The organism is Actinotalea alkalitolerans (genome assembly GCF_023369855.1).
GTDB lineage: Bacteria > Actinomycetota > Actinomycetes > Actinomycetales > Cellulomonadaceae > Actinotalea.
In genome coordinates, this window is the sequence record NZ_JAMBPP010000015.1 from 1 (window position 1) to 13,234 (window position 13,234).

At 72.1% G+C, this 13,234-nt stretch carries 10 protein-coding genes; 7 read left to right on the forward strand and 3 right to left on the reverse strand.

Features of this window, described 5'->3' with window-relative positions; all coding sequences use genetic code 11:
* Positions 1 to 183 precede the first annotated feature (183 nt).
* The gene (locus M1R94_RS16645) at positions 184 to 630 is read left to right on the forward strand and encodes a hypothetical protein (protein ID WP_249382848.1); all 447 of its coding nucleotides are present in this window, start codon (positions 184 to 186) and stop codon (positions 628 to 630) included.
* A 67-nt stretch (positions 631 to 697) separates the two neighbouring features.
* A complete protein-coding gene (locus M1R94_RS16650; protein WP_249382849.1) occupies positions 698 to 1,663 on the forward strand; it encodes an aldose 1-epimerase family protein in 966 nt (321 codons plus the stop codon).
* 48 nt (positions 1,664 to 1,711) lie between these two features.
* On the opposite strand, the gene M1R94_RS16655 is transcribed toward M1R94_RS16650, so the two are convergent.
* The 3 genes from M1R94_RS16655 to M1R94_RS16665 form a co-directional block, all read right to left on the reverse strand.
* Positions 1,712 to 2,473 (reverse strand): M15 family metallopeptidase, encoded by a 762-nt coding sequence (locus tag M1R94_RS16655; RefSeq protein ID WP_249382850.1) that lies wholly within the window; start codon positions 2,471 to 2,473, stop codon positions 1,712 to 1,714.
* Positions 2,474 to 2,716: 243 nt separating this feature from the next.
* The gene (locus tag M1R94_RS16660) at positions 2,717 to 3,847 is read right to left on the reverse strand and encodes a hemolysin family protein (protein ID WP_249382851.1); all 1,131 of its coding nucleotides are present in this window, start codon (positions 3,845 to 3,847) and stop codon (positions 2,717 to 2,719) included.
* Positions 3,844 to 5,205 (reverse strand): hemolysin family protein, encoded by a 1,362-nt coding sequence (locus M1R94_RS16665; protein WP_249382921.1) that lies wholly within the window; start codon positions 5,203 to 5,205, stop codon positions 3,844 to 3,846. The genes M1R94_RS16660 and M1R94_RS16665 overlap by 4 nt, the downstream gene beginning before the upstream one ends.
* A gap of 149 nt (positions 5,206 to 5,354) precedes the next feature.
* Between M1R94_RS16665 and M1R94_RS16670 the strand changes: the two genes are divergently transcribed.
* From M1R94_RS16670 to M1R94_RS16690, 5 genes are all read left to right on the forward strand, one after another.
* Positions 5,355 to 6,113 (forward strand): response regulator transcription factor, encoded by a 759-nt coding sequence (locus M1R94_RS16670; RefSeq protein WP_249382852.1) that lies wholly within the window; start codon positions 5,355 to 5,357, stop codon positions 6,111 to 6,113.
* Between the two features lie 4 nt (positions 6,114 to 6,117).
* Positions 6,118 to 7,206: a sensor histidine kinase gene (locus M1R94_RS16675; protein ID WP_249382853.1), complete on the forward strand. Its 1,089-nt coding sequence runs from the start codon at positions 6,118 to 6,120 to the stop codon at positions 7,204 to 7,206.
* Positions 7,203 to 8,207 carry an ABC transporter ATP-binding protein gene (locus M1R94_RS16680; protein ID WP_308199926.1) on the forward strand — a complete coding sequence of 335 codons (1,005 nt, stop codon included), beginning with the start codon at positions 7,203 to 7,205 and terminating at the stop codon, positions 8,205 to 8,207. Before M1R94_RS16675 ends, M1R94_RS16680 begins: the two co-directional genes overlap by 4 nt.
* Positions 8,204 to 9,025, forward strand: coding sequence for an ABC transporter permease (locus tag M1R94_RS16685; protein ID WP_249382854.1), 822 nt, complete (start codon positions 8,204 to 8,206; stop codon positions 9,023 to 9,025). The genes M1R94_RS16680 and M1R94_RS16685 overlap by 4 nt, the downstream gene beginning before the upstream one ends.
* Positions 9,026 to 9,272: 247 nt before the next feature.
* On the forward strand, positions 9,273 to 13,229 hold the full coding sequence (locus M1R94_RS16690; RefSeq protein ID WP_249382855.1) for a multifunctional oxoglutarate decarboxylase/oxoglutarate dehydrogenase thiamine pyrophosphate-binding subunit/dihydrolipoyllysine-residue succinyltransferase subunit: 3,957 nt from the start codon (positions 9,273 to 9,275) through the stop codon (positions 13,227 to 13,229).
* Positions 13,230 to 13,234: the final 5 nt, after the last annotated feature.

Below are 13,234 nucleotides of genomic sequence, written 5' to 3' on the forward strand. Positions count from 1 at the left end.
GGGCCCCCCGGGGGCGGCGGCGCGGGCACCCCCGGCGCCCGGGGCGCCCCCCCCCCGGGCCCGGGGGGCCCCCCCCGGGGGGGGGGGGGCCGCCCTTCTGGCATCGGGGAGCACCGATCACCGGCGCGGACGGTGCCGCCCACCGTGCACACTGGAGGTCCCCGAGCCCCGTGGAGCACACCGATGCGCAGGACCCTCCCGATCTCCCTCCTCACCGCTCTCGCCCTGCTGCTGGTCGGCTGCGGCGCCGACAGCCGGACCCCTGACCTCGACCGCCTCGGCGAGCAGGTCCGCTCGAGCGCGCAGGACGCACGGGCGAGGGTCGACCAGGTACGTGAGTCGCTCTCGGAGACCTCGGGGCTGGACGCAGACGCACGGGCGAAGGTCGAGGCGGCCACGGCCGCCGCCGCGGCCGCCGTCGAGCAGGCACGGGCCGCGCTGGACGAGACCTCCTCGACCGTCGGCCCCGAGACCGAGGCGGCCGTCGCCGACGCCCGCCGGGCGCTGGACGATGCCACGACCCGCATCAACGACGCCGCCGCCGACGCCCAGGGGGGCCTGCGGACCGCTCTGGACGAGCTCGCGAACCAGGTGCAGCGCCTCTCTGACCGCTTGGACGACGCCACCTGACCGATCGCCCGCCCCCCACCGGGGAGTCGCCTGCGGCAGTCCGCACCGGCCCACTAGCGTGGTGCGGGTGAGTACAGCACCCTTCTCCTCCACCACTCCTGCGCCTCTCTCCGGGCACCAGATCCGCCTCGCCCTGGGCGACCAGAGCGCCGTCGTCACCGACGTGGGGGCCAAGGTCCGCTCCTACAGCGTGGGCGACCGGGAGGTCTTCACCCCGTTCGACCAGGACGAGCCCGCGCCCGCCGGTCACGGCGGTGTCCTGGTGCCGTGGCCGAACCGGATCCGGGACGGCCGGTACGTCTTCGACGGTGTCGAACGACAGCTCGACATCACCGAGCCGCAACGAGGCACGGCGCTGCACGGGCTGGCGATGTGGCAGCGGTGGCACGTCGTGACCGAGGGGTCGGCCCTGGACGCTGCGCACACGCAGGGGCGCGCGACCACCCTCGAGCTGCGCCTCGCCCCGAGCGGCGGCTACCCCTTCGACCTGCTGGTCCGGGTCACCTACCGGCTCACGGTCGACGGTCTGCACGTCCGGACCGTGGCGACCAACCTCGGGAGCTCGACCGCGCCCTACGGAGTCGGCTTCCACCCCTGGCTCTCACCAGGTGAGGGATCGCTCGACGACTGCGCCGTCAGGCTCGACGCCTCGACCCGCGTCACCGTCGACGAGCGCCTGCTCCCGACCGGGACGATTCCGGTCGACGGCGTGTACGACCTGCGTGCACCGCGACCGATGCGCGGCCTCGACCTCGACGACGCGTACGTGGACGTGCTGCGCGACGAGCGGGGTCTGTCATGGATCCGCCTGACCGGGGTGGACGGCCGGACAGCCGCGGTGTGGATGGACGAGTCCATGGACACCTGGCAGGTGTGCTCGGGTGACCACCTCGACGCGGTCGACTACCGCCGGACCGGACTCGCGGCCGAGCCGATGAGCTGCATCGCCGACGCCTTCCGGACGGGCGACAGGCTGGTGAGGCTCGCCCCAGGGGCGAGCCATGAGGTGACCTGGGGCGCGACGCTCATCTGAGCCCTCGCGCGGAGCCGGGCCACGGTGCTGCTGCGCACCGTGGAGGGCTCAGTCGTCCCAGTTGGTGTCCATCGCCGTCGTGCCCGGCACGTACTCCCAGTGCCACGGCTCGTACGGGCCGGAGCCCCCGCGGCGGGCCCAGTTCGGGTTGTCCCAGCCGTAGACGGGTGCGTTCTCGTTGAGCCAGTTCCAGGTCGCAGTCGTACGGTGCTCGGACCCGCAGAGGTCGACTGCGAGCCCCCAGCCGTGGTTGCTCCGGCCCGGCGTCGCCGCGAGTCCCGGCTTGGTGCTGGCCAGGCGTCGCTGCGACGCCAGGGTGCGGTACGAGTCGGTCAGGCACAGGTCACGACCGAAGGCGGCGCGGTACCCGAGGTTGAGCTCGGAGATGGCTACGGCGGCGTCCCCGCGCAGGCTGTGCGCGGGGTCCCACAGCTGACACAGGTCGGAGGACGGGATCTGCCCGTTGCTCCCGGTGCTGCGAGGCTCGCCGTCGCACCCGGGGAGCGGGTCCCGCTCGACCGATCGGCTCACCGTGTCCGAGACCCGGGTCGCACCCGGGACGGCGGCGAGCAGCGAGGTGGGCGTCGTCTGCTGCTCGGTGCTGGCAAGGACCTCGTAGGTGGTCGGCACGCCGGCCTGCGCCATCTCCACCCCCGCACCCTGCGACGCGTCCTGGGCTGAGCCCGCGCTGACCACCGGCACGACGATCGTGGCAGAGGCGAGAGCCCCCAGGAGCACCGCTCGTGGCAGGAGGTGCAGACCGAGAGGTGAACGGCGCCGGGCCGGTACCTGCTGCTGCGTCGTACGCATCTCGCGTCGGGAGGTCCGCGTGCTCACCGGGGACCCGGACTGCTGAGACTGCACGACACCTCCGACTGCTGCAGCTGGTGCAGGACGACTTGGACACGCTCGCGCGATGCACGGATCGCGAGACCGCCCTCGACACTCCGGAGCACAGCTCCGGGACACAGGGGGGGCCCGGTGCCGACGCGGCGGTTACGAAACAGTAACGGCTCAGCGCCGCGGATCCAAGCGCCCTTTGGTCCTGGGTGGTCACGACCCGTCCGTCGGGCGGGCGGCGACGCCACCTCTCCGGACCTGCGGCACCGTCAGGTCGACGGGAGGCTCGCTGCGGGGGCGCTCTCCCTGGCGCCGCTGCATCGCGTCGCGCACCTCACCGACGAGCTCCTCGAGGATGTCCTCGAGGAACACGACCCCGACCACCTCGCCGTCCTCGTCGACGACACGGGCCAGGTGGGCACCGGTCTGCTGCATCGCGGCCAGCGCCACCTCGACCTCGTCCTGCGGGCGTACCAGGGCCAGACCGCGCACCCGCCATGCCGGCACGGGCTCGCCGCGCTGGTCCGGGGTGGCGTACAGGACGTCCTTGACGTGCAGGTACCCCATCGGGACGGCGTTCTCGTCGCTCACCGGGAACCGGCTGAAGCCCGTCCTGGCGACCAGACGCTCGACCGCGTCGGGTGTGCAGCCCTGCGAAAGGTCCACGAGGTCCCCGACGGGCACCATGACCTCACCGGCGGTCCGGTCCGAGAACTCGATCGCCCCGGTGAGCAGACCCTGGTCGTCGACGAGCAGCCCCTCGGCACGCGAGCGCTCGACGATCGACTGCACCTCGCGGGCGGTGAACGCCGACGCCACCTCGTCCTTGGGCTCGACCCCCGCACCACGCAGGATGTGGTTGGCCATCCAGTTCAGGAGCCGGATCACCGGGCTGACCGCGCGGCCGATGAGCACCAGCGGCGGTCCGAACCAGAGGACCGCACGGTCGGGCCCCGACACCGCGAGGTTCTTGGGCACCATCTCGCCGAGCACGACGTGCAGGTACACCACGATCGACAACGCCATCACGAAGGCCACCGGGTGCACCGCGGCAGCCGGGAGCCCGACCTCGGTCAGCGGACCCTCGATCACCCGTGCGAGGGCCGGCTCGGCGACGACCCCGAGGGAGGTCGAGCACACGGTGATGCCGAGCTGTGCGCAGGCCAGCATGAGGGAGACGTTCTCCATCGCCCAGAGCACCGTCCTGGCGCGGCGCGAGCCGGCGGCCGCGAGCGGCTCGATCGCGCTGCGCCGGGCGGAGATGATGGCGAACTCGGCTCCGACGAAGAAGGCGTTGGCCGCCAGCAGCACGACGCCCAGCAGGATCGCCGCCCCTGAGCTCACCGCGCACCGCCAGCCGACGAGCCGCTCGTGCCTGCACCGGGCGCGCCGGTGCTCGTGGCACCCTCGCGCCCGACGTGCACCCGGTCGACACGGCGCCCGTCCATCTGCTCGACCTTGAGGACCACCGCGGAGGTGACCACCACGTCACCGACCCTGGGGACCCGACCCAGGCCCGCCATCACCAGGCCGCCGAGCGTCTCGTACGCGCCGTCGTCAGGGACCACCAGGCCGGTCTGCTCGGTGAGCTCGTCCGGGCGCAGCAGCCCCGGGACGCTCCATGCGCCGTCGGTCACCCGGTGGACCCCGGCCCGCCGAGGGTCGTGCTCGTCGGCGACGTCTCCGACGAGCTCCTCGACGACGTCCTCGAGGGTGACCACGCCGGACGTCCCGCCGTACTCGTCGACGACCACCGCCATCTGCAGGCCCTGACCGCGCAGGTCCACCAGCAGCGGTCCGAGCCGGACGGTCTCGGGGACCCGAGGAGCCTCGTCCATGAGTGCCGCCGCCGGGACGTCACCTCGACGCTCGAACGGCACGGCGATGGCTCGCCGCAGGTGGACCAGACCGATGATGTCGTCGTGCGACTCCCCGATCACCGGGAACCGGGAGTGGCCCGTGGTGCGTGCTCGTTCGACCACGTCCGCCGCCGAGTCCTCACGCCGGAGCACCTCGAGCCGGGTGCGGTCGGTCATCACGTCGACCGCGGTGAGCCGTTCGAGGTCGATCGAGTTCGTCAGCCGGGTCGCGATCCCGACGTCCAGCGTGCCGATCTCGGCCGAACGACGGACCAGCGCGGCGAGCTCCTGCGGCGAGCGCCCCCCGGAGAGCTCTTCGCGGGGCTCGACACCGACCCGGCGCAGCAGCGAGTTGGCGCTGTCGTTCAGGGTGCGGATGACCGGGGCCAGGGCCGTGGTGAACCCCCGCTGCAGAGGCGCGACGGCGCGGGCGGTGGCCATCGGCCTGCTCAGCGCGAGGTTCTTCGGGACGAGCTCTCCGAAGAGCATCGAGAACACGTTGACGAGCAGCAGCGCGACGCCGCCGGAGACCGCTGCCACCGCGGCCCGGGACAGCGCCGTGCCCTCGAGGACACCCCCGAGGAGCGTCGCGAGCGCCGGCTGGGTCGTGTAGCCGAGCAGGATCGTGGTGACGGTGATGCCCACCTGGGCGCCGGACAGCTGGGTGGAGAGCTGCCGGAGAGCCTTGAGCACCTGGGTCGAGCGGCGGTCGGGTCGCTGGCCCACCTGCTGCTCGACGAGCCCCGGGTCCAGCGTCACCAGGGCGAACTCGGCGGCGACGAAGACCGCGGTCCCCACGGTCAGGCCCACACCGAGGAGGACCAGCAGCCACTCGGTCAGCACGGCGCGGCGCCCACGCACGGACTGGTGCGCGGGCGAGGGTGCGGGAGCTGGTTCGGGGTTGTGCCGGTGCTGGTGGGCCAGCACCGGCACGGACTTGAGCTGGTCATCGTGGAGGGATCATATCCGAGCGCATGTGCGACGCTGGGGGCATGCCTGCCCCGAGGGTCGACTCCCCCACCGGAACCCCCGCCGGCCAGGGGGGTGCAGTGCCCGAGCCTCCCTCGGCCGTCGTCCTGGTCGTCGAGGACGAGCCGGCGATCGCCACCGCCATCGCGCGCCGCATGGTCGCCGAGGGCTGGAAGGTGGAGATCGCCTCCGACGGGCTGGCCGGGGTGGAGGCGGCAGCGCGGATCCAGCCCGACGTCGTCGTGCTGGACGTCATGCTCCCCGGGATCGACGGCCTCGAGGTGTGCCGTCGCATCCAGGCCGACCGCCCCGTGCCGGTGATCATGCTCACGGCGCGCGACGACGAGACCGACATGCTCGTGGGGCTGGGCGTCGGCGCCGACGACTACATGACCAAGCCCTTCTCGATGCGCGAGCTGGTGGCCCGCACCAAGGCGCTGCTGCGCCGGGTCGAGCGGTCCGCCCGCGTGGTCGAGACGCCCGCAGACCCCGCCCTGACGGCCGGGGACGTGACGATCGACCGGCGTCAGCGGCGCGTCTCCCGGGCCGGCACCGAGGTCCACCTCACCCCCACCGAGTTCGACCTCCTGGTGACCCTTGCCTCGACCCCACGCACGGTGCTGACCCGCGAACGCCTCCTCGCCGAGGTGTGGGACTGGGTCGACGCGAGCGGCACCCGCACGGTCGACTCGCACGTCAAGGCGCTGCGCCGCAAGCTCGGCGCCGACCTCATCCGGACGGTCCACGGTGTGGGCTACGCCTTCGAGCCCGCCGAGGGCTAGACCGATGATCACCCCTCGGCACGCCGTGGGTGCCCGTCTCCCGGACGTCCGTCCGCTCGACCGGTTCTCCACGATCAAGATCAAGCTCGGCGTGCTGGTGACCGCGACCGTCACGCTCGCCGCCTTCATCACCTGGGTGGGCCTGTACAACGCCCTGGGCCCCACGCGGACGCTGCCGCTGGCGATCGCGGTCTCGGTGCTCGCGGTGCAGGTCCTGGCCCGCGGGATGACCTCACCGCTGCGGGAGATGACGGCAGCCGCCCGCGCGATGGCCGACGGCGACTACTCCCAGCGTGTCCGTGCGAGCAGCCGGGACGAGGTGGGTCAGCTCGCCGAGGCCTTCAACACGATGGCCCAGGACCTCGAGCACGCCGACGGCGTGCGCCGCGAGATGGTGGCCAACGTCTCGCACGAGCTGCGCACACCCGTCGCGGCCCTCCAGGCCCAGCTCGAGAACATCGTCGACGGGGTCAGCGAGCCCGACCCTGCGACGATGCAGGCGGCGCTGGCCCAGACCGAGCGCCTGGGGCGCCTGGTGACCTACCTCCTGGACCTCTCCCGCGTCGAGGCGGGGGCGGTGGGTCTGGACATCGCGGACGTCGCGCTGCAGGACTTCCTGCAGGACGCCGCGGACTCCGCCGCGATGGTGGCGGGCGAGAAGCACCTGTCGGTGGTCGTCACCGTCGAGCCCGCCGACCTGCACGTGCCTGCCGACGCCGAGCGGTTGCACCAGGTGGTCGCGAACCTGCTGCACAACGCCGCCCGCCACTCCCCTCCCGGGGGCGAGGTACGGCTCGAGGCCCGACGGGCCGGAGCGGTGGTCGTCCTGGACGTCGTGGACGAGGGCCCGGGGATCCCGCCCGCCCACCGGACGCAGGTGTTCGAGCGTTTCCAGCGGGGCAACGCACCCGCCCAGACCGGCCAGGTGAGCACCGGGGGGACGGGGCTGGGCCTGGCCATCGTGCGGTGGGCCGTCGAGCTGCACGGGGGGACGATCCGTGTCGCGGACTCCCCGACCGGCTGCGTGATGCGGCTGACGCTCCCAGCCGAACGCACCCGGCCGGGCCCGGGAGTCGATACCGTGAACGGGTGAGTGAACCGACCTCGCCCCTTGTCCCGTCCGATCCGACCCGTCGCACCCCGCCCTCGGACGAGGGGGTGATCGTGGTGGACCACCTCTCGAAGTCCTTCGGGCCGGTCCGTGCTGTCGACGAGCTGTCCTTCCGGGTCGAGCCCGGTCGCGTCACCGGCTTCCTGGGGCCCAACGGTGCGGGCAAGACGACCACCCTGCGGATGCTCCTCGGGCTGGTCCGCCCGACCTCCGGCACCGCGACCGTGGGCGGGCACCACTACGCCGAGCTGCGCAACCCGCAGCGGATGGTCGGGGCCGCGCTCGAGGCCGCGAGCTTCCATCCCGGCCGGACGGCCCGCGACCACCTGCGCGTGTACGCACCGCAGGCCGGGGTTCCCGACACCCGGTGCGACGAGGTGCTCGAGCTGGTCGGGCTCGCCGACGTCGCCGGTCGCCGTACGGGCGGCTTCTCGCTCGGCATGCGGCAGCGCCTCGGCCTGGCCACGACCCTGCTGGCCGACCCGCGCGTCCTGGTGCTCGACGAGCCCGCCAACGGGCTCGACCCCGAAGGGATCGCCTGGTTGCGTCGCTTCCTGCGGCACCTCGCCGGTGAGGGCAGGACCGTGCTGGTCTCGAGCCACGTCCTGTCCGAGGTCCAGCAGACCGTGGACGACGTCGTGATCATCGCGCGCGGCCGCCTGGTCCACGCCTCGCCGCTCGCCGGACTCGCCCGACTGACCTCCACGAGCGTGCGGGTCGCCTCGCCCGATCGCGCAGGACTGGACCGTGTGGTCGTCGAGAACGGCTGGGGGGACCGCCTGCTCACCGTCGCCCCGCAGGACGGACCCGCCACCGGCAGCCTGCTGCTGCGCGACCTGGACGCCGCGACGGTCGGCGCAGCCGCGCACCGCGCAGGGCTCGAGCTGCACGAGCTCGCCACGCAGCAGGTCGGGCTCGAGGACGTCTTCCTCCGGCTGACCGGTGAGCAACCCGTCGCGACGACCGAGGTGGGTGCCGCATGAGAGCCGCCCTGGTCACGGAGTACCGCAAGCTCGTCACCACCCGGCTGTGGTGGGCCCTCCTGCTGGTCATGGGGGTCTACATGGCCTTCCTGGGCGCGATGATGGGCTTCGTCTTCGGCAGTGACGACGCCGGCGCCTCGCTCTCGGGCGGGATGGGGGACCCGGGCGCCGCCGCGGCACTGGACCCGGCCGCGGTCGCGCAGACGGTCTACACGCTCTCGACGAGTTTCGGGTACGTCTTCCCGGTGATCGTGGGGGCGTTGGCCGTGACCGGCGAGTTCCGGCACATGACGGTGACCCCGACGTTCCTGGCCGAGCCCCGGCGCAGCGTCGTCCTGGGTGCCAAGCTGCTGGCCAGCATCCCGCTCGGGGTGCTCTTCGGTCTGGTCGGCACGCTCGCGACGGTGGCCGGAGGTGCCCCCGTCCTGGCCCTGCTGGGCGAGGACCCGATGCTCACCGACCCCCAGGTGCTGCGCTCGATCGGCTTGTGCGTCCTCGTGCTCACGGTGTGGACCACGGTCGGTGTCGGCTTCGGCGCGGCCCTGCCGAACCAGGTGGCCGCAGTGGTGGTCCTGCTCGCCTTCACCCAGTTCGTCGAGCCGATCGTCCGGATGGTGCTGGGCGTGGTCGACGCGATGGAGATCGCCAAGTTCATGCCCGGGGCGGCCGGGGAGGCCGTGACCGGCGTGAGCTTCTACAGCGCGACCGGGCTGGGTGACCTGCTGGTGTGGTGGCAGGGCCTGCTGGTGCTGATCGCGTACGGTCTGGTCCTGGCGCTCGTGGGACGCCTGACGACGCTCCGCAAGGACGTCACCTGAGACTGCACGGCACGTCGGCCGGAGCACGAAACCTGATCGACACTCAACCATGGTGTTCTTGGGTGTCGCGGGGCAGCCCGTTTGCGCGGGCATTGCCGCCTCGCGACCGGCCCGTGCCACGACGCGCCGACATGGCCCCAGCAGCTGCGCAGGGGACGTAGCGCACGGCGAAGTGGCCTAGGGTTGGACACATCAGCAGACCTGTCGCAACGGTCGAAAGTCCGTGGTGGAAGAGGGCGATCTTCGCGTGTCCCAGAACGCAGAACAAGGCTCGGTGCGTGCCGTCTTCGGCGCCAACGAATGGCTCGTCGACGAGCTCTACGAGCAGTATCTGACCGACAAGGACGCGGTCGACCCCGCGTGGTGGGACTTCTTCGAGGACTACCGTCCACGCACGGACCAGCGCAACGGCTCCCCTGAGGACGGTGCCCGACGTCCCGCGTCCGGGTCCGAGCCCTCACGGACCCAGGCTTCGAGCAGCGCCCCGACGTCGGCGTCGACCACCGCCGCGAGCGCGCCCGAACCGTCGGGAGCCTCCGGGCCCTCGTCCACCGCGGGTGCACGGTCGACCGGTGCGGCAGCCACCGGCCAGCAGCCGGTGCCCCAGGCCGACGGACCGTCCGCCCCGCCCAGCAGCCCGCAGGACCGCCCAGCGCCGGCCCCCCAGGCTCAGCGGGCACCGGCCCAGGCCACCTCGCGCACCCCGCGCGAGCCGCAGACCGGCGACGGCGCGGCGGGCGAGGCGACCGCCACCCCGCCGGTCGCCTCGGCGCAGCCGTCCACGGCCCCCTACGCAGAGATCGCCGCGACCAGGAAGGCCCCCCAGTCCGGGCCGGCCGAGCCCACGATCGAGCGGCTGCGAGGCCCGGCGGCCCGAGTGGTCACCAACATGGAGGCCAGCCTCGAGGTCCCCACCGCGACCTCGGTGCGCGCCGTCCCGGCCAAGCTCATGGTCGACAACCGCATCGTGATCAACAACCACCTGGTGCGCAGCCGGGGCGGCAAGGTCTCCTTCACCCACCTGATCGGCTTCGCCGTGGTCGAGGCCCTCGCGGACATGCCCGCGATGAACAACGGGTACGCGCTCACCGACGGCAAGCCCTCGGTGGTCAAGCCCGCCGGGGTGAACTTCGGGCTGGCCATCGACCTGGCTAAGCCTGACGGCACCCGTCAGCTGCTGGTCCCCTGCATCAAGGGAGCCGACCGGATGGACTTCGGTCAGTTCGTCTCGGCCTACGAGGACGTGGTGCGGCGCGCCCGCAACAACAAGCTGGGTGCCGACGACTTCGCCGGGACCACGATCACCCTGACCAACCCCGGCACCATCGGCACCGTGCACTCGGTACCGCGCCTGATGGCCGGGCAGGGCACGATCGTCGGCGTCGGGGCGATGGACTACCCCGCAGAGTTCCAGGGGGCCTCCGACGAGCAGCTCGCGCGCCTGGGCGTGTCCAAGGTGCTCACGATCACCTCGACCTACGACCATCGCATCATCCAGGGCGCGCAGTCCGGCGACTTCCTGCGGATCGTCGCCGCCAAGCTGCTGGGCGAGGGCGGCTTCTACGACCGCGTCTTCACCGCGATGCGCATCCCGTACGAGCCGGTGCGCTGGGTCCGGGACAACACCGTCGACCAGGACACCGAGCTCGCCAAGCCCGCACGCATCGCCGAGCTCATCCACTCCTACCGGTCGCGCGGCCACCTGATGGCCGAGACCGACCCGCTGGCCTACCGCCAGCGCAAGCACCCGGACCTGGACATCCAGAACCACGGACTGACGCTGTGGGACCTGGACCGCGTCTTCCCCACCGCGGGCTTCACCGGGAAGCCGAAGGCCAAGCTGCGCGAGATCCTCGGCCTGCTGCGCGACTCCTACTGCCGCACGATCGGCGTGGAGTACATGCACCTGCAGGACCCCCGCCAGCGCCGGTGGCTCCAGGAACGACTCGAGTCGGGCTACGCCCGCACCCCGCGCGAGGACCAGCTGCGTATCCTGCGACGCCTGAACGCGGCCGAGGCGTTCGAGACCTTCCTGCAGACCAAGTTCGTCGGGCAGAAGCGCTTCTCCCTCGAGGGCGGCGAGTCGCTGATCCCGCTGCTCGACGCGGTGCTGTCCAAGGCCGCGGAGAACGGGCTCGACGAGGTCTGCATCGGCATGTCCCACCGGGGACGGCTCAACGTGCTGGCCAACCTCGCGGGCAAGAGCTACGCGCAGATCTTCGCGGAGTTCGAGGGCAACCAGGACCCCAAGAGCGTCCAGGGCTCGGGCGACGTGAAGTACCACCTGGGCACCGAGGGCACCTTCACCGCCGAGTCCGGGGCCACGACCCAGGTCTACCTGGCCGCCAACCCCTCGCACCTCGAGGCCGTCGACCCTGTGCTCGAGGGCATCGTCCGCGCCAAGCAGGACAGGATCGACCTCGGCGGCGACGGCTTCTCGGTGCTGCCGATCCTCATCCACGGCGACGCCGCCTTCGCCGGCCAGGGGGTCGTGGTGGAGACCCTCAACCTGGCCCAGCTGCGCGGCTACCGCACCGGCGGCACGGTGCACGTCATCGTCAACAACCAGGTCGGCTTCACCACGGGCCCCTCCTCGTCGCGCTCGACGCACTACTGCACCGACGTGTCCAAGGGCCTGCAGATCCCGATCTTCCACGTCAACGGGGACGACCCCGAGGCCTGCGTCCGCGTGGCCGAGCTCGCCTTCGAGTTCCGCGAGCAGTTCGACCGTGACGTGATCATCGACATGATCTGCTACCGCCGTCGGGGTCACAACGAGGGCGACGACCCCTCGATGACCCAGCCGCTCATGTACAACCTCATCGAGGCCAAGCGCTCGGCACGCAAGCTCTACACCGAGGCCCTGGTCAGCCGCGGGGACATCACGGTCGACGAGGCCTCGCAGGTGCTGCAGGACTACCAGAAGCGGATCGAGCAGGTCTTCACCGAGACCCGCGAGGGCGGCTACACCCCACCACCGTCGAGCGAGCCGATCGCCGGGCTGGAGCGGCCCGAGGCCCAGCTCGAGGACGCCGGCATCATGGTCGGCTGGAAGACCGCCGTCGACCCCGAGGTGCTGCACCGGATCGGGCGGGCCCACGTGCGTCCGCCGGCGGGGTTCACCGTGCACCCCAAGCTCGAGCAGCTGCTCAGCAAGCGCGAGCAGATGTCCCGTGAGGGCGGCGTCGACTGGGGCTACGGCGAGGTGATGGCGTTCGGCTCGCTGCTGATGGAGGGCACCCCGGTGCGTCTGGCAGGTCAGGACTCCCGGCGCGGGACCTTCGTGCAGCGTCACGCGGTGCTGCACGACCGCAACACGGGCGCCGAGTGGACGCCGCTGCTGTACCTGTCGAGCGACCAGGCGAAGTTCTGGGTCTACGACTCCTCGCTGTCGGAGTTCGCCGCGATGGGGTTCGAGTACGGGTACTCGGTCGAGCGACCCGACGCCCTGGTGCTGTGGGAGGCCCAGTTCGGCGACTTCGTCAACGGCGCGCAGACGATCATCGACGAGTTCATCTCCTCGGCCGAGCAGAAGTGGGGTCAGCGCTCGTCGGTCGTGCTGCTCCTGCCGCACGGCTTCGAGGGCCAGGGCCCGGACCACTCCTCGGCCCGGGTCGAGCGCTTCCTGCAGATGTGCGCCGAGGACAACATGACGGTCGCCGCACCGAGCAGCGCCGCGTCGTACTTCCACCTGCTGCGCCGCCAGGCCTACGACCGGCCGCGCCGCCCGCTGGTGGTCGCGACACCCAAGTCGATGCTGCGCCTCAAGGCGGCGGCCTCACCGATCGAGGACTTCACCAGCGGAACCTTCCGACCGGTCATCCCCGAGTCCCACCTGCCCGACCCGACCGCGGTCGACCGGGTGCTGCTGTGCTCGGGCAAGGTCTACTACGACCTGCTCGCGCACCGGGCCAAGCTGACCGACGAGCGGACCGCGATCGTCCGTCTCGAGCAGCTCTACCCTCTCGAGACCGACGCGGTCGCGCAGGCGCTGGAGCCCTTCGGCTCGGCAGAGCCGGTGTGGGTCCAGGAGGAGCCGGCGAACCAGGGCGGCTGGAGCTTCATCAAGATGCACCTCGAGCCTGCGCTCGGCCGCGAGCTGCGCGTGGTGTCACGGACCGCCGCGGCCTCGCCGGCCTCCGGGTCGTCCAAGGTGCATGCCGCGGAGCAGGCCGATCTGGTGGAGACCGCCTTCGCACGGTGACGGCA